The sequence below is a fragment of the Marivita sp. GX14005 genome (assembly GCF_023370775.1).
In the GTDB taxonomy this organism is placed as follows: domain Bacteria; phylum Pseudomonadota; class Alphaproteobacteria; order Rhodobacterales; family Rhodobacteraceae; genus Marivita.
In genome coordinates this window covers 352909-372875 of the sequence record NZ_JAMCCQ010000003.1, presented here as the reverse complement: position 1 = coordinate 372875, position 19967 = coordinate 352909, and the positions used below count along the sequence as shown (strand labels likewise).

General features: G+C 58.9%; 15 protein-coding genes and 1 tRNA gene. 8 read left to right on the top strand and 8 right to left on the bottom strand.

Annotation, left to right across the window (positions count from 1 at the left end; translation table 11 throughout):
• Positions 1-22: 22 nt before the first annotated feature.
• The 4 genes from M3465_RS11925 to M3465_RS11910 are packed head-to-tail and all read right to left on the bottom strand — an operon-like array spanning position 23 to position 3904.
• Positions 23-1141 carry a DNA polymerase III subunit delta' gene (locus M3465_RS11925; RefSeq protein WP_249501971.1) on the bottom strand — a complete coding sequence of 373 codons (1119 nt, stop codon included), beginning with the start codon at positions 1139-1141 and terminating at the stop codon, positions 23-25.
• Entirely contained in the window at positions 1138-1764 is a 627-nt protein-coding gene (gene tmk, locus M3465_RS11920; RefSeq protein WP_249501970.1) for a dTMP kinase, read from the bottom strand. Before tmk ends, M3465_RS11925 begins: the two co-directional genes overlap by 4 nt.
• On the bottom strand, positions 1761-2951 hold the full coding sequence (locus M3465_RS11915; RefSeq protein WP_249501969.1) for a D-alanyl-D-alanine carboxypeptidase family protein: 1191 nt from the start codon (positions 2949-2951) through the stop codon (positions 1761-1763). The genes tmk and M3465_RS11915 overlap by 4 nt, the downstream gene beginning before the upstream one ends.
• 47 nt (positions 2952-2998) lie before the next feature.
• Positions 2999-3904, bottom strand: coding sequence for an SPOR domain-containing protein (locus M3465_RS11910; protein WP_502846116.1), 906 nt, complete (start codon positions 3902-3904; stop codon positions 2999-3001).
• Positions 3905-4088: 184 nt separating this feature from the next.
• Here M3465_RS11910 and M3465_RS11905 point away from each other — a divergent pair.
• From M3465_RS11905 to M3465_RS11885, 5 genes are all read left to right on the top strand, one after another.
• Positions 4089-4178 (top strand) — tRNA-Ser (locus tag M3465_RS11905).
• A gap of 310 nt (positions 4179-4488) precedes the next feature.
• Positions 4489-4713: a helix-turn-helix transcriptional regulator gene (locus M3465_RS11900; protein WP_249501967.1), complete on the top strand. Its 225-nt coding sequence runs from the start codon at positions 4489-4491 to the stop codon at positions 4711-4713.
• Positions 4714-4839: 126 nt separating this feature from the next.
• Positions 4840-6393, top strand: a complete 1554-nt coding sequence (locus tag M3465_RS11895) for a DUF927 domain-containing protein (protein ID WP_249501966.1) — start codon at positions 4840-4842, stop codon at positions 6391-6393.
• 416 nt (positions 6394-6809) lie between these two features.
• Entirely contained in the window at positions 6810-7577 is a 768-nt protein-coding gene (locus M3465_RS11890) for a recombinase family protein (RefSeq protein ID WP_249501965.1), read from the top strand.
• A 466-nt stretch (positions 7578-8043) separates the two neighbouring features.
• Positions 8044-8457: a helix-turn-helix domain-containing protein gene (locus M3465_RS11885; RefSeq protein ID WP_249501964.1), complete on the top strand. Its 414-nt coding sequence runs from the start codon at positions 8044-8046 to the stop codon at positions 8455-8457.
• 268 nt (positions 8458-8725) lie between these two features.
• Here the strand turns inward: M3465_RS11885 and M3465_RS11880 are convergent, their stop codons facing one another.
• On the bottom strand, positions 8726-11329 hold the full coding sequence (locus M3465_RS11880) for an AAA family ATPase (RefSeq protein WP_249501963.1): 2604 nt from the start codon (positions 11327-11329) through the stop codon (positions 8726-8728).
• Positions 11326-12456 (bottom strand): metallophosphoesterase family protein, encoded by a 1131-nt coding sequence (locus M3465_RS11875; protein ID WP_249501962.1) that lies wholly within the window; start codon positions 12454-12456, stop codon positions 11326-11328. The genes M3465_RS11880 and M3465_RS11875 overlap by 4 nt, the downstream gene beginning before the upstream one ends.
• Before the next feature lie 892 nt (positions 12457-13348).
• On the opposite strand from M3465_RS11875, the gene M3465_RS11870 reads away from it, so the two are divergent.
• The 3 genes from M3465_RS11870 to M3465_RS11860 all read left to right on the top strand — a co-directional run bounded on the left by M3465_RS11870 (position 13349) and on the right by M3465_RS11860 (position 17717).
• Complete coding sequence (locus M3465_RS11870; protein ID WP_249501961.1) at positions 13349-14713, top strand: SIR2 family protein; 1365 nt, start codon at positions 13349-13351, stop codon at positions 14711-14713.
• Positions 14710-16518, top strand: a complete 1809-nt coding sequence (locus M3465_RS11865) for an ATP-binding protein (RefSeq protein WP_249501960.1) — start codon at positions 14710-14712, stop codon at positions 16516-16518. Before M3465_RS11870 ends, M3465_RS11865 begins: the two co-directional genes overlap by 4 nt.
• A gap of 134 nt (positions 16519-16652) precedes the next feature.
• A complete protein-coding gene (locus M3465_RS11860; RefSeq protein ID WP_249501959.1) occupies positions 16653-17717 on the top strand; it encodes a DUF4365 domain-containing protein in 1065 nt (354 codons plus the stop codon).
• 215 nt (positions 17718-17932) lie between these two features.
• Here M3465_RS11860 and M3465_RS11855 read toward each other — a convergent pair whose 3' ends face one another.
• Positions 17933-18940, bottom strand: coding sequence for an LLM class flavin-dependent oxidoreductase (locus M3465_RS11855; protein ID WP_249501958.1), 1008 nt, complete (start codon positions 18938-18940; stop codon positions 17933-17935).
• 88 nt (positions 18941-19028) lie between these two features.
• Positions 19029-19859 carry a protein NO VEIN domain-containing protein gene (locus M3465_RS11850; RefSeq protein ID WP_249501957.1) on the bottom strand — a complete coding sequence of 277 codons (831 nt, stop codon included), beginning with the start codon at positions 19857-19859 and terminating at the stop codon, positions 19029-19031.
• Positions 19860-19967: the final 108 nt, after the last annotated feature.

Genomic DNA, 19967 nt, shown 5'->3' with positions numbered 1-19967 from the left:
GAGTGGCGTCAAGCCATCCGCCCTATCTGGGGCAGGCTTGCGAAAACGCGAGGAACGTGCCGAGCAGGAGCGAGCCGGTTTCCACGTTCACCGCGCGCCCGTGGCGCAGCCGGTCGCCCTCGCTTTGCGCGAGCTGCGCCCAGATGCGCGCGGCCTGTGGGCCGGGCGAGAGCCGCGCGAGGATTTCCGCCTCCTTCGGGGCAGCAGGGGGATCGGGCGGCTTGCCCGTCGCGCCGGTGCGGGCAAGCCGTGCCAATGCGCGATCGAGCAGTGTCAGCAGCAGATCGAGCCGATCCTCCGTCCCGCGCCCCGCCGCGCTTTCGGCCAGCGCGATGGCCAGCGGGCGGCTCAGGTCGGGCAGGGTGCCCAGCAGCTTGACCAGATCGGCGTAGAGCGTCAGCCCGTCCTGTTCGAGCAGCCGCACCGCCGCGCCGACCGATCCGCCCGACAGCGCGGCAAGCGCCGCCGGATCCGCCCCCGCCGGATCGATATCCGCTGTCGCCAGCGCCTGCGCCATGTCGGGCGGTCCGAGCGGCGAAAGCCGCAATTCCCGGCAGCGCGAGCGGATCGTCGGCAGGAGGCGTGACGGCTGATGACTGACGAGAAGCAGCACCGTGCGGTCTGGTGGCTCTTCAAGAAGCTTGAGCAAGGCATTGGCCGCGTTGACATTCATGTCATCGGCGGTGTCGACGATCACCACCCGCCGCCCGCCATCGGCGGCCGATAGGGCGAAGAAATTCTTGAGCCGCCGCACCTCATCGACAGTGATCTGCGCCTTGAGCCGCTTGGCCTTCTCGTCATAGGGACGGCGCAGGACGAAAAGCCCCGGCTCCGATCCGGCCAACATCCGCCGCGCGACCGGATGATCGGCGGCGATGTTGAGATCGACCGGCGGGGGCGGGGCATCGAACATCCCGCCATCTTCCGGCGGCGTCGCCAGCAGGAACCGTGCGATGCGCCATGCCAGCGTCGCCTTGCCGACCCCGCGCGGCCCGGTGATGAGCCAGCCGTGATGCAGACGCCCAGACGCGAAGGCTTGCAGGAACCCCTCTTGTGCCGCGTCCTGCCCGAATAGCGCTTCGGTCTCGCGCGGATGGGGCGCACCGTCGATGCGGTCCGGCTCTGGTCTGTTCTCGCTCATGGCAGACGCGCGCTCACCGTGGCCCAGATGCTTTCGGCCACCGCCTCCGGCGATCTCGCGCCGTCTATCACGTGGAACCGGGGCGCGAATTCCTTGGCCAGTTCGAGAAAGCCCGCGCGCATCCGCTCCTGCAACGGCTGGCCGAAATCCTCGAACCGCTCCTCGGCCGTGTTGCGCGCCTTGGCGCGGGCAAGCCCGATGGCCGGATCCATGTCGATCAGAAGCGTCAGATCGGGCTCGACCCCGATCATCAGATCGTGCAGCGCATCGACCTTGCCGCGCAGATCGCCGCGCGACAGACCCTGATACATCCGCGTGCTGTCGGCGAAACGGTCGCAGATCACGATCTTGCCGGCCTCCAATGCCGGGCGAATGGTGCGCTCCAGATGATCGCGGCGCGCGGCGGTGAAAAGAAGAAGCTCGGTCTCCGCCGACCAGCGGTCGGGATCGCCCTGCAGCACCAGCGCGCGGATCTCCTCGGCCCCTGCGCTGCCGCCCGGCTCGCGCGTCAGCACCACCTCGCGCCCGGCGCCGCGCAGACGATCCGCCAGAAGCCGCGCCTGCGTGGATTTTCCCGACCCGTCTATGCCCTCGAAACTGAGGAAAAGCCCGCTTCGGCTCACATCGCGCCCTCGGCAGGTGCCACCTCTGCCGATGCCGGCCGGAGCCGTCCGATCAACACCTGCGAGACATTCATCATCCGGTCGACAAAGCCGCTCGCCGGCACGCTCGACGCCGCGAAAAGCGGGATGCGGTGTTCGGGCAGCCCCTCGGGGCTGATGATGAGCTCGGCCAGCTGCCGCCCTTCGGTGACAGGCGCCTCGATCGGGCCGGTATAGACCACCTCCGCCGTCACGCCGCGCCCCGGCGTATTGGGCAGAAGCAGCGTCACGTCCTCCTTCGCTGCCAGTCCGACTTTGCCTTGCGCGCCCATCCAGACATCGGCCTCCGCGATCACCGCGCCTGCGCGCGTCACGGTTTTTTCGGCGAATTGCCGAAAGGCCCAGTTGACGATCGCTTCGGATTCCTGTGCGCGCGCCTGCGTCGAGTCGAGCCCCGTGATCGAGAAGATCACCCGCCGCTCTCCCTGCTTGGCCGAGCCTACAAGCCCGTAGCCGGCCTCCTGCGTATGCCCTGTCTTGAGCCCGTCCGCGCCGATACCCAGCCCCAGAAGCGGATTGCGGTTGTAGCGGTTCTGCGCCTCCTCCTCGTCGAAGAGGAATTCCTTTTCCGCAAACATCTCGTAGAATTCGGGGAAATCCTCGATGATGCGCTGCGCAAGAAGCGTCAGGTCGCGCATCGACATCAGATGACCCTCGGCGGGCCAGCCGCTGGCGTTCTTGAAGGTTGAACTGGTCAGCCCGAGTTGCTGCGCGCGCTGCGTCATCAGTTGCGCGAATCCGGCCTCGGTCCCATCGGGCGACAGCGCCTCGGCGATCACCACACAGGCATCGTTGCCCGACAGAACGATGATCCCGCGCAGCAGATCCTCGACTGAAACGCGCTCGCCCTCGCGCAGGAACAGCGTCGAGCCGCCGAAGGAATTGGCATGGGCCGAAACGGGCAGTTTCTCGTCCATCTGCAACCGCCCGTCGCGCACCGCCTCGAAGGCGATGTAAAGCGTCATCAGCTTGGACATGGAGGCGGGCGGCAGCGGCTCATCGGCGTTCTTGGACAGAAGCACCGTGCCGGTGGTCTCGTCCAGAACGAAAGCCGCGCGCGCATTTGTGTCGAACGCGGCGAGCGGCGCGCTGGTCAGCAGCAGCGCGGCAAGCCCTGCGGCAAGAAGGGTTCTGGGGCGGCGGATCATGGCAGCTCTCCGGTCAGGCGGCCCGCTTTGCGATGCAGCGCGGCAGGTCAGTTGGTGACGGCATAGGCGTCTGTAAAGCCCGATGCCTTGATCTTTTCAAGCAACGCGCTGCGCTCTGCGCGGGTCTGTGCCGGGCCGACGACGACGCGCCAGAAGGTCTTGCCGCTCGAGGATTGCTTGAGCACCGTCGGCACCATGCCGGCCTGCCGCATCGCGGTCGCGGTGTTCTCGGCGTTCTGCTCTATGCTGAAAATGCCGATCTGGATGAACGGCTTGTCGAGCGCCCGCGCTGCCGGTTTCGGTGCGGGTGCCTGAGCCGGGGCAGGGGGTTGCGTCGCCGGTGCGGGCGCCGCGTCCAGCGCCGCCGCCGCGCTTTCCGTCACCGGATCGAGCGCGGTTTCGGACACATCGCTCGGCCCGCCCAGCCCGCCATCGACACCCGGCGCATCCTGCGCCGGCGCGGCGGTGGCCTCGCCCGGCACTTCCTCTCGCCTGAGCGCCACGACGTTGAGCTGTGTCGGCGCGCCGGCCAGCACATCGAGCGCCGCCGCCGCATCCGAGGAAATCTGCAGCTTCGGCCCCGGCGTCTCGCGTTCCTTGCGGAAAAGCGCGCCGATCACGAACTTGCCATTGGTCTCGTTGCGGATGATGACGCGCTCCGGTTCGGTCACATCGGGATGCGCCGCCCAGACGCCCCCCAGCGAGGGCCGCCCATCCCAAAGCCCCGGCTCGGACACCTGGAACACCTCCGGCGCCTCCACATCGCGCTCCACCAGCCGTGTGGACCGGGCCGCGCCGCCGGTGCTTGCCGGTGCGGCGTCGCTCTCGGCGCCTTGCAAAAAGCCCGGCATGCCGCCCCCCTCGCATCCCGCCAGAGCGAGGGCAGCGCCGCTGCAGAGCAGGAACGTCCGCGGCCCGCGCCGCAACCAAAGGTGGGGGTTCGTCACTTTCATCGCCTGCTCGCCTCTCCGATATGCCGCTGGAGGCGTCCCATTGCGCCTGTCCGCAGCCTCGTCCTCGTTTTGCGCGAAGCCTACAGTCTTGCGCGCCGCAAGAAAAGTCCGCTCACACGCCGCGGCAGATTTTCCCGCCCGCGCCTTCCAGAATCGCACCCGCCCCGCTATGTCCCGCCCTATCGGAGGTTTGGCAGAGTGGTCGAATGCGGCGGTCTTGAAAACCGTTGGGCGTGAAAGCGTCCCCAGGGTTCGAATCCCTGAGCCTCCGCCAATTTTTTTATTAAGCCTCTGATTTTATTGTTTTTTCATCTATTAGAGATTTCTTGCCACCATCCTTGCCTCCATAAGTGGGGCATTTCTGCCAGAAGCTTTCTAGCGGCAACAGCGAACGCGGGCCGCAAGCCAGTGACCCAGATAATCGCCTACAAGATCTCATGCTGCACGGCATGAAGCCGCTTGATTTTTCCCGCAAAGTGTGGTCTACTGCTCAGGCTTAAACCACTGCAATATAAAAATGAATCCCGTAGCCTCTTAAGGCAACGGGATCAATTTCGTGCGCAGTCTTCATGGAGTGATCTCGAATGAATGCAGTCCCTGCAGGTGTCTACTTGTCGGTGGAACAGGTGGCGCTTCGCTACAACGTCTCGAAGGACACGATCTGGCGCTGGCGCCGCGAGGGCGATTTCCCGAAGCCAGTTAAGCTTGGTGGCAAGACCTCTCGTTGGCGCTTGGCGGATATCGAGGCATGGGAGGCGACATGCGCGTTTGGCTTTGTCGCGTCTGGGTCGGCTGTCATCTTAACATAAGGCAGTCTGCCGGAACCTGACCTCCTTCATTCCGGCGTCTGAATTTTCTCAAAACCGGCAAATCAACCGAAGGCGGCGAAACACTTTTCGCGGCAGCCGAAGTCGTGCGCTTTCAAAGGATGAAACATGAACAACGAACTTCACGTGCCCAAAGGTCCTTCTGAGACCTCTTCAAATATCATCAAGCTTCACGGTGAAGGACTGACCACCTCGGCGTCTAGTGCTTCGAAGTCTGTTCCGCTTGATGCCAAGGGTATTCTTGACAGGTATTTTTGGAGGTCGGAGGGAATCTATCATTTGGAACCGGACGAGGCCGGCGATGAGCATCCCACGTGGATTTGCAGCCCGGTCAGGGTTGTTGGCATCTGTCGCCGTGTCGACAGCACAGGTTGGAGCCGCGTGTTGGACATCGTCGACGCTGACGGTCATACCCATCGGCGCTTGATCGACGAAGTCGATTTTTCCGGTTCACCGGCGGCCTTGTTGCGGCCTTTGCTCGACTGTGGCTTGCAGCTGGGAAAGGGCAGCGACGTGCGGAAAGAGGTTGCCGACTTTCTGAGAGAATGGCGGCCTCAGGAGCGGTTTGTGCGCGTGTCAAAGTCTGGATGGCTTGACGCAGATGCGGACACGTTTGTCCTTGGAAATGGCGTAACCATCGGTCAAAAGAACGCCGTTTTCGATCGCGATACAGGTGATCTTGGAGCGTCAGTGACCACGAAGGGATCACTTGACGAGTGGCGGAAGGCTATTGCCGCGAAATGCATCGGGAACCCGCTGATGTTGCTGGCTGTCTCACAGGCCTTCGCGGGTCCGCTGTTGCAGATTTTGTCAATGGAAAGCGGGGGGTTTCATTTTCGTGGTCTGACATCACGGGGGAAAACGACACTTCTTGAAGTTGCGGCTTCTGTCTGGGGTGCAATTGGTTTTGTCCAGAGCTGGCGCGCAACAGACAATGCACTGGAGTCCGTTGCATCAGGTTGCAGCGGAGGTCTTCTTGCGCTCAACGAATTGCATGAAGTGTCGCCAAAGATTGCAGGCGACATCGTTTACATGTTGGCCAATGGCAGGGGTAAGAGCCGGATGACATCGAATGGCGCGCTGAAGTCCAGCGAGTCCTGGACCATCGCCGTTCTCTCGAGTGGCGAAATCTCTCTTGCAGACCACATGGCATCGGCCGGTAAGAAAATCCACGCGGGTCAGGAGATCCGTTTTGTCGATATCGAATCTGACGGACGCTTGTATGGCGCATTCGATGATTTGCACGGCGAGACAACATCGATGCTGTTTGCGGAGAAACTGCATCGCGGCGCTGTCGACCATCATGGCCATGCTGGCACGGCTTTTTTGGATCATCTTATCCGGTCCGAACGTAATCTGGAGCTGATGCGCAACATGGTTGAGAGGACCCGCACATATCTGACGGCGCACATGGAACGTTTTGAACCGATCGGGTCTGATGGAGATGTGGATGGCTGGCTGGACAGCGCATGGGTTTATATTCGCCCGGAAACGTGGTGGCGTATCCACGGGTCCGAGAATGCTCAACAGGCGGCGAGGTTGCATAAGGCAGCGAGTCTTCTGAAGACAGACAAAGGAGAGACCTTGCAGCTTCGGATGGGTCGTAGCACTCCGGGTCGGCCCAAGGTATACGCGGTTAATTCCAGCATCTTGGAGAGCTGACGCCGACGTTGCACAACAAGGCTGACCACGCACCGAAGTGGACCGCTGGGACCACCATGACCATTCTTCAATGTTCTGGTCATGGTGGTCCCGACGGTCACAGCATGAAACCAAGCCCGAATTCCTCAAACCTGCCTCCAGACCACTTGTCCAAACCTGTGGTGGTCCTGGTGGGCACACGGTCCTGGTTGCTGTGCCGATGCTGCCATTCACTTATTCGGTGCGGTGGCGTCCACAATCAAGCAACGGTGGCAAAGGTGCGCAGCTCTTCGAGTGTCCCATGCGGTCCATGTGATCCGAGTTGCAACTGGCATGCGCAGCGCCTGCTGAAGAAGGCCTCGGATGGGCTCGCGCTAATACACGCATGACCACCCCTCTCTCAGTCACAATAACCCAATAGGATAAGGCCTTTAACGATGTATGAGCCCACCTCCGAAACGACGAAAAATTCCCGCGCGCCGCGCCGTCGCGTGTTCCTATACGCACGTGTCTCCACCCTGGCCCAGAGCGATGGTCCCAGTATCGAAGAGCAGTTTATCGCCATGAGTCAGTTCGCCCGTGCCAGGAAGATGGAGGTCGTCGGTCAGGATTTTGACGAAGCCTCTGCCTTTGGTCCCGGTTCCGAAAAGCGTCCCGGCTTCCAGGCAGCGATGCGGGCCGCCGAACGCCTCGGTGCATCCCTCCTCGTGTTCAAGGTTAACCGGCTTAGCCGCTGGCTGCCCACTATCGCTATTATTCGTGCGTGCAAGCTCCGCGTCTATTCGTGCGACATTGGCTATGTCTCGATCCAGAGACTTCGCTCAGAGGTCGCAAAAGCCGAGGCCGAGTCTGAGGCGAAGTCCAAGGCACAGAAGGCAAGCCGTGCATTGCATAATATCCGCAATCCTCGCAGCACGCTCACGAATGAGATGAGGAGGACCGGCATCGTTAACAATGCGTTGCGCAGTGACGACAACATCCGGAAAGCGGCGGCTCACCTGGCAAACGTTCCCGGTGTCGATTGTCTGACACACGAGCAGCGCGTGGCCAGTCTCCGCTCTGCCAACATCGTCCGGTTGATGAACACCAAGACTGGCGAAACGAAGCCCTGGGATCGTGAGGCCTTTCGCAAGCGCTGGCCCGCGATCGAGCTCGAGATTGCGCTTCTGACCGAGGATGATATCTCCGGTTCAGAACTCGTCTGACGCGAGGCAAGGAACAATTGCTTGCACCCACTACCGGCCGCTCAAAATCTCGAACATCCCAATACTGAGCGTTCGAATTACACGCTACCGGTTCCCTGGACGCCTGGTTCGCTGCGCAAGCCGTTGAAGACAGTTTTGATGGAACTTGCGAGCATGGAGGCCTCCGGGCGTCCGCAGGGCGAACCTGATGCCCTCTGAGTGAGTAACAAGCGGGCCAACTTTTTCGGTTGGCCCGTGTCTCAGATGCTTGCGACAAACGCAGGGAAATACTGCGGTGCCATCGTCTGCGCGAAGTCACATCTGGTCCCACTGACCCACCGGTCCCAGTGAAAAACCGGCAAAGATGTCTTTTCGACCACCAAGACAGCCTTAAGCTTTAAGTCTGCGGACGAAAGAACCCAACGTCTCCCCAACGTTGCGCTCGCTATAGCTGAAGCATGAAACGTCGCATGATGTGACGGAGGCTATGGAGCGTCCATTGAAAAATACACCCTATGAAAACAGCAAGCTGGCGAAGTTCCTTGACCGTCGGATACTTGAACTGGCCGGTAAAAAGAGCCAGCGCGAGATTGCCATACAGGCCGGATTTCCGAACCCGAACTACGTCAGCATGATCAAGGCGGGCAGTTCCAAGCTACCGCTGGACCGTGTCCCGGCGATGGCCAAGGCGCTCGAGGTTGACCCGAAATTCCTTTTCGTCCTCGCATTGGACCAGGCCGGTTTCGAGACGACGCGCGCCGCAGTGGATGACATCTTCAAGACCATCGTGACTGACAACGAGATCGACTGGCTGAATGAAATCCGTGATGCGTCCGGTCATTCGGATCCCCGCCTCACCAACCGGCTGCGCACGTCCCTTCGTGCCATCTTTGGAGCTTGATCATGAATTTGGGCATAAAACTTCCCGAAAGATCGCCGGTTGTCACAGACGCGGAACTGGCGTGGCTGACCTTCCTGCGAGATCTCTACGGCGGCAAAGTCCGCAGCCCTTCGCTGCACGCTGTGCAGGCCCTCAGGGCGAGTCTCAGCGCACCCAGGCTGGGTCGGTAGCGCCAAGCGCAAGCTGCCTCTCAGCGACTCTCTCCGGGCCGCTGAGAGGACGCGCACAACGCATGTTGGCTTGATGAACAAGTCGTCCATTTCGTTTGTCAGTCGGTGGTAGAAATCTGAAGCGCTTTTCCACCCAAGTCCCGGAACGCGCGCTGTCGGCAGCTCAGCACGATGATCTGCAGGTCGCTAGCCTGGCGGTGCAGAGCGTCGAACATGCGCTCGATCCGGTCGTCATCGGTGAAGACCAGCGCGTCGTCTAGGATGACCGGAGCGTGGCGTCCGTCCTTTGACAGGAGCCTGGCAAAGGCCAACCGAACCAGGAGCGCGATCTGCTCCTGCGTGCCAGCTGACAGGATGTCCACGGTCTCTTCCTGACCGTTTCTGATCAGCGACTGCGGAAGAAGCGTGTCGTCTGCCCAGTTCAGCTCGGCATCTGGCCAAAGGAGGTGGAGCAGGGGGCGCAATTCTCCGGCGACCGGTTCGAAATAACGGTCTCGTGCCGCCGAACGGGCCGCTTCGAGAGTTGCCTGTAAACGCTCCAGCACCTTGACCTCGCGCGCGATGCAAGCCAACCGCATCTCGGCCGCCTCAAGCTTCTCCTCGGTTTCCTGAAGCCGCTCCTCGACCGCTTCACCAGCGCTCCCCCGGATCCGTTCATCCAGTGCAGCGATGGTTGGTCGCAGTTCTTCAATCCTGATGCGTGCTGCATCCTCGATCGACTGCGCACGCGTCAACGCAGCCTTGGCCGCGGCGATGTCGGGTGCACCAGACTGCGCCTCGGCGAGGTCATTTTCTGCTTCAAGGCGTTTCTCGTTAGCTTGGGCGGCGACAGCCGCCAGTGCATCTTCGTCCTGCTGCGCCAAGCGCCCCAAAGCCTCTATTGCCGAGTTCAGCCGCCGCTCTGCCTCTTCCTTGCGCACGAGTGCTGTTGTGTGTGCGGTGCGCGCCTTGTCCCGTTGATCCCGCGCGGCATTCATTCTGGCACGCAGTTCCAGGACCATTCTACTGGCCGACTGAAGCTTGACCTCTGCCTCATCCAGCGGAGGCAGCTCTTCGATGTCCTGTGCCGGTGCATCCGGGAGTGCTGCGATCTGTTTCTGCAGATCTTCGATGCCTCTTGGCGCGTGGCCCCGGAACTCAGCCTCCAACTGCAGCAGCTTGCTTTTTGCTTCCTGGCGCTTCTGGTGCGCACGTGCGGCATCCTCGACCGACGAGACCCCAAGCCAAGTCAGGGCCTCAGCGAGATCGGCTTCGGCTTGAGAGACATCTCCAATATCAGCAGGTCTCTCGCCGGGATGCACAGTCAACTCGCCAAGACCCTCGAGGTGCAATACCGTGTCTGTGTGGATCGCAAGCTCTCGGCCGTCGGCAAGGGCTTTACCGGCCTGCTGAACATGCCCTGCGCGGTTTGGAGCGTAGCGCATGGTCACCCGTGTCGCCGTGCTATCCCTGAGTGCGCGCGCCGTTGTGAGGGCAGCTGAGAGCCCTCGTAGTTTCTCCATTTGCCTGTCATCAGGTCCGACCGATGCAGTGGCCTTGGCGGCTTCAACCTTTTCCCGGCAGGACCGTGCTTTTTCAATCCGTTCCTCCAGCTCAGCGCGGCGTTCGCGCGCGGCGGTGGCGGACGTTTGGGCCTGGATCCTGCGCACGAGGGTGTCTGCATGTTTGCGTTCTTCTTCCGCCTCATCGTGTGCCTTTGTGGCTTCGGCAAGCGCCTTCTCATGCCTCGCAAGTTCGTCCTGCGCCTTAACGAGATGTTCGGAGGCTAGCCGCTCGGCCGTTTCACTTGCCGACTTCTCTATCCGGGCGTCACGGAGAACCTTAAGTTCCTGTCGCGCGCGATCCGCAACCAAGGTGGCCGTCTGCAGTGCCTGCTCTGCTGCCTTGACCTTGCCTGTATAGGCCTCCGCGGCCGCGAAAGCTGCCTCTGCTGCGTCAAGGCGCGACTTGCGCTCGGCGACGGCGTCCGGGGCTTCCAGGTCTGCAAGCTCATCGCGGTGGCGTCTGCGCTCGTCGAGGGCAGACTGGAGGAGCTCAACCTGACTTGCGAGCTTGTCGCGGTCTGCGGAGAGCGTTTCGACTTCCTGAATGGCATCCGACCAAGGGCCGCCCGCTTTAGGGCGTCCGGTCGCAGTGGCATAGGCAAACAGTTCTTCATGACAACGCGCCAGCGCGGCATCCATTCGGCGACCACCGGTCATCGTCTCCACTTCGCCTGTCACCGAAGACAAAAGGTCCCGGCGCGCTTCAAGAGCCGTCGTCTGCTCGCTCTTTTCACCATCTGACAGGCCAAGAAGCCCTTGTCGCACCCAGAGGAGGCCGGAAGGACCGCCATCACCACCGCCGAGCAGGCGAGAGATCCAGGCTTCAGCCTCGTCCGCTTGCGCGATCAGGACATCGCCACGCATGACCTTCGCCGCGGACTTGCCGAACCAGCGCTTGGAGATCACGAACAGTCCATCCGGGGTTTGCACCTCGACGGAGACCTCAGGTGCACCGCCGGCATGCGGCCGGAGATGCTTGATGTCTTTCTTGGTCGACCCGTGAGGGACGAAGAACAGCGCTCGGAGCGCATCGAAGACGGTCGATTTCCCGAATTCGTTCGGAGCGCACAGCACATTCACGCCATCGGTGATCCCATCGATGCGGACAGGTTCAATGAAACGTCGAACGTCTTTCAGGGTGATGGAACGCAGCCTCATTTCGCCGCCTCCTGTGCATAGGCATAGAGGCGGTTGAGCGCAGCGGCAGCGACGGCGCGATCGTCTTCTGAGAGGGCCGGATCTTCGGCTTCGGTCATCAATTGTTCTGCAGCGAGCCGCATGGCACCTGCGTGGTCGATCTCGTCGAGGTCGGCAACACTGTGCAAGGTGCCGAGGCTGGCTGCATCAAGTTCAAGATAGGCAAACTCGGGCGCGTGACGCTCCGCAGTGATGTTGAGCCCAGCATGTCCAGACATGGGAGCCCAACCGGACGCACGGACCTTGAGCAGCGTGTTTCGCCAATCCTGAGAGGGCAGAAGGGCTTCTAATGCGGTGGCTGCATCTTCGCCTTCGTGGAGTGCCAGCTCAGTTTCCTGCCACAGGAAGCTGCCGGTTTCGATCTCGGTGACTTCTGGCTGTGCTCCTTGAGCGGAAATAGTGACGGCAAGGCAGCGACCGCGAATCCCATGCTTGAACTGATCCTGCTCCGGCGACCCGGAATACTGGGTTCGGCTCGACACCTTCATGCGACCATGCCAGTCACCGAGCGCAAGGTAGTCCAGACCTGCGGTTCGGTCTCTGTCCGGCGGAATGTGATCGCCACGGTCAGAGAAATCCACGACGCCTCCATGGGCAAGGCCGATACGGATCGTGCCTTCTGGTGTATCCATGCGTGGTAGAGCGTCCGTCAGGTCGCGCCCTGTCGCACGCACCGGAACCGGACACGGGAGTAGGGTGACACCCTCAGCGAGATCGGTAGAGGCTTCATCAAGCAGCGCACGGACGTTGTCCGGTCCATCACGACTGATCTGATTCCAGATGGGTTCCGCATTGCGCATATTGTCGTGGTTGCCGGGCAGAAGCCACCACGTGACCTCGCCCTCGTCCCGCATTGCCGCCAGCGCCTGACGCAGCACTTGGGGAGAAGGGGTTGCCGAGTCGAAAGTGTCACCGGCCAGCAGAACATGCGCAGCGCCGTGTTCGCGCGCTGCAGCGGCGAGGCGCTGGATCTTGTCGAAGCGGGCCTCCATGAGCCGACCGCGGAGGTTGCCGTCCTGCGCTTCAGGCAGGTTGAGAAAGCGGCGGCCGAGATGCAGGTCGCTGGAATGGATGAAGCGAAAACTCATAGGTGAAACTCGGGATTTTATGGTGGCAGTCGGAGTGTGTAGCCGGATGTTTCTAGGGGGAAATGCGGCGTGGATGCTCCTCACCTAAGGTGGCGACCTGCCAACGGAACTCTTAGATTCATCGCATGACATGATGTGATCATTTCACGTCAGGGTAGCGCAGGCAATCCGTCCTTTGCGGTATGCGTGTTCTTTTCATCCCAGGTGTTAAGATCTCTAATCGTTGAGGTATTGAGCGAGATTTCGGTCAGTTCATGTTGAGCGCAAACACCAAATCTAGATTTGCCGCTCTCCGTGTCTGATCCTTGCGTTGCCTTTCTGGTGTGGGAGTTGTGCCTTGCGTGCGCCTTGCATGACCTTGCGCGGGGTCGGTTATAGTTAAAGGTATTTTATTACCCCATTCCTGGTGTGGGAAAGGTTGAAGGCAGGGACGTAAAGGTTCCGACGCAGTCTGCGTGATCCTCGATGACTTCCAATCTAATCTTTTCAATGGCTTGCGAGGCGTGCGTTTGTAAATCTGAGGGATTGTGTGCTTAGAGGAAAAATTGAGACGAAATGTGACCGCGGTTTTCCCAGATTTCCCGCCGGAAGTTGCCGTTTTCAGTAGGTTTCACAGTAGCCCAGATCTACATGTAGTATTGGCGATGCGACGTGGGGCCGAGCTTTTCATGATTTTTCGTTTCACACGCTGAACTGGTGTAGTCCTCGTTTTGCCGGACCGGGCGGGTTCCAGTCGTTTGGAGCAGGAGCAAGTTGAAACGACAGAGTTACAAAAAGCTGCCATTCGTTTGCCAGTGGCCTCAAAGTGCGAACCCATTTGAGCACCGTGTTTTTTGAACGATTTACCAGGCAGTCAAACTAAACTAGCCTCGCCTTAGGATTGTATTTTCGGGTGTTAAAATTGAACAACTTTTGGGATGGGCAGCCGGTTGGCAAAAAAGAGTTGCTGCGCCTGTTGACGCGCGACGGAAAGTGGCTGCGCTGGGAGGGTGAGAACGAGGATTCTCAAGAGCCCAGCAAGAAACCCAAGGCAGGATGCAAGGATCAGGTTGAGGAAGCTCTACTGGCCGCTCTGCATTCGACCAATGTCGCGGTGCTTTTGGGGTCTGGAGCGTCCTTTTCGGCCAACAACGATCGCGGGCCGCATGCTCCGGGGATGGGCGACCTTTGGCATGCCGTTCGGGACGCTGTTTCAGAAGACAATTTGGTTGACAACAAAGAGTTCGACGATCTGGCGAAGAAAATAACGGGCAACTTGCCGCAGAATGACAGTGATGGGAAGCAGAAAGCCGGAGATATCGAAAGCCTTTTGAGCCTCTGCAAAATGCAAATCGAGTTGCTCAGTATTCGGTCAAGGAACGATCCTGATTTCGCTGATTGGCCTTGGTTGGAAGAGCTGATTGAGTTCGTTCGCGTTGCTGAGAACACGATCTTGGGCAAAGTGGGTTTCGTTGGTGCGGAAACTGATTTGCCAGCACACTGGGCGTTCTTGAAGAAGTTCGCCCGCCGATCACCGGAAAAGCCCAGAGTGAGGCTGTTCACCACGAATTACGATCTCTGCATCGAAACGGCTGGCTTGCGTCTCGGAGTCGTGCTGATAGACGGATTTTCCCACAGCGCAGAGCAAAGGTTCAACCGTGACCACTTCGACCATGATATCGTGCGGCGGGCCGCTTCAAGCACGAAGGCGGACTACCTTGACGGTGTGTTCCACCTCTACAAGCTGCATGGTTCGGTGGATTGGCGGCGACGGTCGGATGAAGTCGTCATTCGAAGCGTCGATGATACCGCCGAAGACCGCAAACCAGTCCTGATCTATCCTCGATCTTCTAAGTATCAGGAGGCGTTCGAAACCCCTTATCTCGACATGTTCGCAGCCTTTCAGGCAGCTTTGCGGGAACCCGATACAACGTTGATCGTCTCCGGCTTCGGCTTTGCAGACGACCATATCAGCGCCCCGATCTGGTCAGCTATCGAAACGAACCTGTCGCTGCACCTGGTCCTTTGTGATCGCGGGTTCGTGGAGCATCAAAAGCTATTTGATGAAGACGCGCAGGAGATCGACCTCGATCTGGCGGCACAACGCCCTTACCAGAGCAAGATCGCGCGACTTGTGCAGCAGGGTGATACGCGCATCACGATGTTGAATGGCCGCTTCGAAGACCTTGCCGACGCCTTGCCGATGATATCGGGCAAGACGGATCGTCAGCTCTTGCAGGATCGGCTTGAAAAGCTACGCGAGGGCGACGGCGCATGAGCGAACTTGCCTCTCTGATCGACCCGTCCAAGCGCATCGGAACGGTTACAAGGGTGACGGCAAGTGCCGTTGAACTCACCTTGCCGAATGCACTTGCAGCCCTTGGTCGGCGCGGGTTGGCCAAAGGTTCGGTTGGCGATTTCGTGTTTGTCGATTGCGACCGCTCAGCGATCTTGGGGCGCGTGACGGAGGTCGGCATTCCCGAAAGGCAACGAAATGTTCTTGAGCACCAGATCGAAACCGACCCCACGGTAGAGCCGCAGGGGCGAGTCCAGCTCTTGGCCACCGTTAGCAAAACCACTCGGAAAGCGACACGAGGCATCAACACGCAACCAAGGGTAGGTGATGGGGTCTACCTCGCAGAGGGTGGAGCGCTTTCCAATTCCATCAAGGATGCCTTGGAAGGCGACATAAAGGGAGGCGGTAGGCAACTGGTCGTCGAGCTGGGACACCTTTCCGGGCTGGACGATGCTACCCTCAGCATTCCGCCGGAGAAGCTGTTCGGTCGTCATTGCGGTGTATTTGGCGCGACGGGCGGGGGAAAGAGCTGGACCGTTTCCCGCCTCGTCAATGAGATCGTGCGTATCGGTGGGAAGTGTATACTGTTTGATCCCACGGGAGAATTCACAGGAAAGGTGGCTGGCGCATGGCAGTATTCGTTTAGCGAAACCGACAATGACGATCAGCCCTTGGTTCGGTTCCCGAGTGAAAACTTGTCGGAATTGGACCTGCACGCTCTTCTTACTCCAACCGGTCAAAGTCAGGGTCCAGCCCTGAGGAGTGCAACGAAGAGCCTTCGTATGGCTCGAGTTTTGGCGGCCGATGCGGAACGGTTCCCCGTCGAGGAGAACGGTTCGAGGCGAAATATATTAATTCGCAGAGACGACGAGCTGGTTGGGCACGTGGTTGTGGAAGATCAAGGTTCCATTGAAAAAGCAAATCAGAGCCGCCTCGCATACGGTCAAGCTGAGTTGATACTTGCAGACGAGTTGGCAGTTGAGACTTGCCAGTTTGATTTCAAAGCGCTGTCTCGGCAAGTGCGAAACGAGTGCGTGAGGCCAGTGCATAACAACGATGCATCGAGATATGGTCAAATCGAAAACAATGCAGTTGGATACTGCAACTCACTGATCATTCGCATTGAAACCTTTTTGACCTCCCCCGAATTATCCTGTCTGTTCTCAGACACGGGTCTGGATATTTGTCGAGAGATTGAGCGTTTCTTGGCCGATTCAAATTCCAATGCAATGGTGCTTTCCTTCGAGAAGGTGAGCTTTAAGCACAACACCAGAGAATTGCTTTTGAATGCACTGGGGCGTTACCTGCTCGGCCTTGCACGGCGAGGCCAGTTTCGCCAGAATCCGCTCGTTTGTTGTCTGGATGAAGCGCATCAATTTATTGGCCGGACTGTTGGCGATGAATTCAATAGTGTGAACCTTGATGCATTTGGCCTGATTGCAAAGGAAGGTCGGAAGTATGGGCTGACGACCGTGATTGCGACCCAGCGTCCCAGAGATGTGCCGCAGGATGTTCTCAGTCAACTTGGAACCTTGTTTGTTCACAGGCTCACAAATGACCGAGACCGCGAGACCATCGAACGAGCTTGTGGTGATCTGGATCGCAGCGCAGCCGCATTCATTCCATCCCTATCACAGGGCGAAGCGATCATCGTCGGCCCCGATTTACCGGCCCCTCTGCCGATCATAATGAGTAGACCTGAAAAAGGACAGCAGCCGGAAAGCCACGGTCCAAACTATCAATCGTATTGGGGACGTGAGCAAAATGGCTATTTGGTTGATGGTTGATGGTTGATGGTTGATGGTTGATTTCGAGTTTGCGTGGTGAGTGAATGCTACGAGGAGATAGTCATTTCGTGCAAAAGCTTGCTTTACACTGAAGGCAATAAAAACCACTTGCAGATTAAAATTGGAGCAGCACGTTGCCTAAACGATCAATTTCGCAGAGGATCGGAGATCAAGCTGAGCATATTGCCCAAGGTGCGTTCCTTAATGCTCCGAATTGGATTTGCCGAAGTCAATCGCATGACTTCGGAATTGATTTGGAGGCAGAGCTTGTTGAGGTCACTGATGGTGTTGAAGAATTATCTGGCGCCCTCGTCAAACTTCAGGTCAAGGGAACACTCAGTCCTATCCATAAGAACCGTGGCTACTACGTTCGACTAAGGACTGAATACCTGAGTTATGCGAATCAGTTCCGAGTCCCAGTTCTACTTCTCTTGGTGAATGTCCGGAGCAACGAAATCCACTACTTGTGGCTCCAGGATTACCTAATTGGCCGAGAGGACATCTTATACGGGGCCAAAAGCGTTCTGGTGAAGGTCCCGGAAGAGAACCGGCTAGACCTGTCGTTCCAGCATCAGCTACCAGAGATCGCGCTTGGCGTAACCGAAGGCTCTCAGTTGATGGCCGTTCAAAAGCTTTTCGAGGTGTTTTCATTAAAGTATGATGCGACGGCATTGGCGCTTGCTTCTGAGCTCCTCGAGCATCTCGGCAAGAACGGCCACATCGCGATCTTCAATGGTGCCATCGACAAACTTATCAAGCGAGGCCCGCACCTTTCGCGTGTAGACTCGCAAGAATTTGGAAAAGTTCTGGTCGACCTCACTCGGCGATTTGGCGACAGGCTGGATGTTGATCAAATACTGAAGATGGTTGTTAGGGGAGACACCTATTCGTTAGCCGGCCTTGATGGTTTGCTTGGACTCTATGACGGCTTTCCGGACTATGCCAAGTCGCTTGATTTGCCACGTCGATTCGACGAGCTAGAACTACATGAGTTGAGTTGGTATTGCCAGTTTCGGGAAGCACACGCGGAATTGGATGCGATGAGTATTTGGCTTAAAATTGCTAGACTAGAAACCTCGTTTGAAACTGGCGCTGGTATTCTTTATATTCCGGAAGAGCACCGCGATTATTGCACTATGAAATGGCCAAATCGGGCGGATGCTGTTTATCTCCAATCTCTTCGGATCAAAGTGCCCTAGACTATTGGGCTAGCGGGGTCAGTCGAGTTAGTGTTGCGGGCGACATTACGCTCCTGCCTCCAAAAGGGGTTGCTGTTCGAGTGCAGCGAACGCCCACTTTGTCAGCAGACTGGTATTTCGCGGGTATCGTGATTTCGCACATGCTGCGAATGATCGTAAAGCGGGTTGCGGCCGCAGGAATGCAACCATCAGGCGGATGTCTCTCTTGGGCCGTTTCAAGAAGCGGCCGAACCCTCAACGAGATCACCAAGAACCTCCGCCGTGATCTCGAACGACCTCAGGCGCGCGGCGTGATCATGGATCATGGCGGTGATGATCAGTTCATCCGGCTGAAAGCTGTCGACAAATGATCGCAGCTGGCGGTGCACAGTTTTCGCCGATCCCGTGGCAGAGCAGGACAGGGCGTTCTGGACCTGTGCCATGACCGGTGCCGGTATCTCCTTGTGCAGATCACGGGTCGGGTGGGGGAGCTTGCCCGGTCTGCCGGTGCGCAGGCGGGCAAAGGCCAAGAGCTGTGAAGATCGCAGGAATGCGGCCTCGTCATCGGTTGGTGCGGCACAGACCCCTGCGGCCATCATCACATAGGGCTTGGCAAGCCGTTCGGACGGTTGGAACGTGTTGCGGTAGATGCTCAATGCCTCTTTCAGCAGGGCGGGTGCGAAATGCGACGCGAAGGCATAGGGCAGTCCAAGCCACGCGGCCAGTTGCGCGCCATAGAGGCTTGAGCCGAGGACCCAGACGGGAACATGGGTGCCGCTGCCGGGGATAGCGCGCACCGGAGTTTCCTCCGATGTTTCGTCGAAATAGCCGATCAACTCATGCACATCCTGCGGGAAACTGTCTTCCGGAGCCATATGCCGTCGCAGCGCCCGCGCGGTGGCCATGTCGCTTCCCGGTGCGCGGCCCAGACCGAGGTCAATCCGACCGGGGTAAAGCGTCGCCAGAGTTCCGAACTGTTCGGCAATGACCAGCGGTGCATGATTGGGCAGCATGATGCCCCCGGCACCGACGCGGATGGTCGAAGTCGCTGCTGCCACATGCCCGATCACGAGTGCGGTGGCTGCACTGGCAATGCCGGGCATGTTGTGGTGCTCGGCCAGCCAGTAGCGGTGATAGCCGAACAGCTCAGCGGCCTTGGCTAGGTCGACCATCGACGCCAGTGCATCCGCGGCGGATTTGCCTTCCGGGATGGGTGATAGGTCGAGGAGTGAGAATTTCTGCATGATCGCCTCCGGTAGCAGTCAGCTAATCATCCTGGCCGGTCAAGCCAAGCTGCTGCTGTGCACAAACGGGATGCTTCGTTCTCCTAATTCACTGAAAACTTGCCTGAACGGCAGTCGCTGTCAGCGAGACATGCGCCTCGAGAGGCGGCCGCAATTCGAACGCTTTGGGCGTTTGCGCAAACTCATACAGTCGGAAAAGACACCAATGCTCTCGTCGCTCGTCGGCGACGGCCAATTCGTTGCAAGAGATGTAGAACGGTGTGCGCTCCCAGCCATTGGTGGTTTTCACTTCTATCAACCGGTCCTCACCGTCAGGTGTGAAACTGGCGATGTCATATCCAGCGCCATCGCCGACTTCGGCCGCAACCCATCGGACGCGGCTTGCAAGGTCGGCTCGGTCATGTTGTTGAAGAATTGTTCGTTCGTGCTGCAAGACCCGTTCTTCACCGGCGCGTCCCAGGCTGCGGTTGCGCGCGTCTCGTCCAGCCACATCAAAATGCCGGGCAATATGCTGCATCTGCTCCATTTCGTCGGGAGGCGTTGTGTTCTTCAGAGTTGGTGCTGTTCCGACAAACAAGGGTTCCGGTTCGGCGACGTGTTTCGGAGGTGGTCGATGTAGCGCCATTTCCCATTCCGGATGACGGGCCAACCAATTGGAGACCGCTTCCGCCAGCGACATCTGAAAATTGAAGCGCGGTTGATAACCAGCGACCATGGGTAAACCGAACCCTCGAAAGACAGCGGAAACGTTGCACATCTTGAATTCTATTGATCCACGGCTGCGACCGGTCTGTTCTTGAAGCGCTCGATTGTTGGCCGCCTTGTTGTAAGCGCGCCCCGACAACTCGTCGCTCAGCATCGCGAAATAGGTCTCCACGACAGCCTCGTTTGCTGAATCTGACCAATCACCTGATGTCATGTAATCAGCTTAGAGGGTGCAGCGGGACGTGTTGTGACCAGTCACGAGGGTATTGTGGTGCGTGGCGACGAGCTTGTTTCGTTGGGTCATTTACCTGTGTTTCCGAGC

Bases quoted from the DNA above. Each gene is read 5' to 3' on its own strand.
- M3465_RS11885 (WP_249501964.1), top strand. From the start codon at position 8,044: ATGGAGCGTCCATTGAAAAATACACCCTATGAAAACAGCAAGCTGGCG.
- M3465_RS11910 (WP_502846116.1), bottom strand. From the start codon at position 3,904: ATGAAAGTGACGAACCCCCACCTTTGGTTGCGGCGCGGGCCGCGGACG.
- M3465_RS11915 (WP_249501969.1), bottom strand. From the start codon at position 2,951: ATGATCCGCCGCCCCAGAACCCTTCTTGCCGCAGGGCTTGCCGCGCTG.
- M3465_RS11880 (WP_249501963.1), bottom strand. From the start codon at position 11,329: ATGAGGCTGCGTTCCATCACCCTGAAAGACGTTCGACGTTTCATTGAA.
- M3465_RS11925 (WP_249501971.1), bottom strand. From the start codon at position 1,141: ATGAGCGAGAACAGACCAGAGCCGGACCGCATCGACGGTGCGCCCCAT.
- M3465_RS11890 (WP_249501965.1), top strand. From the start codon at position 6,810: ATGTATGAGCCCACCTCCGAAACGACGAAAAATTCCCGCGCGCCGCGC.
- M3465_RS11895 (WP_249501966.1), top strand. From the start codon at position 4,840: ATGAACAACGAACTTCACGTGCCCAAAGGTCCTTCTGAGACCTCTTCA.
- M3465_RS11865 (WP_249501960.1), top strand. From the start codon at position 14,710: ATGAGCGAACTTGCCTCTCTGATCGACCCGTCCAAGCGCATCGGAACG.
- M3465_RS11900 (WP_249501967.1), top strand. From the start codon at position 4,489: ATGAATGCAGTCCCTGCAGGTGTCTACTTGTCGGTGGAACAGGTGGCG.
- M3465_RS11850 (WP_249501957.1), bottom strand. From the start codon at position 19,859: ATGACATCAGGTGATTGGTCAGATTCAGCAAACGAGGCTGTCGTGGAG.
- M3465_RS11855 (WP_249501958.1), bottom strand. From the start codon at position 18,940: ATGCAGAAATTCTCACTCCTCGACCTATCACCCATCCCGGAAGGCAAA.
- M3465_RS11875 (WP_249501962.1), bottom strand. From the start codon at position 12,456: ATGAGTTTTCGCTTCATCCATTCCAGCGACCTGCATCTCGGCCGCCGC.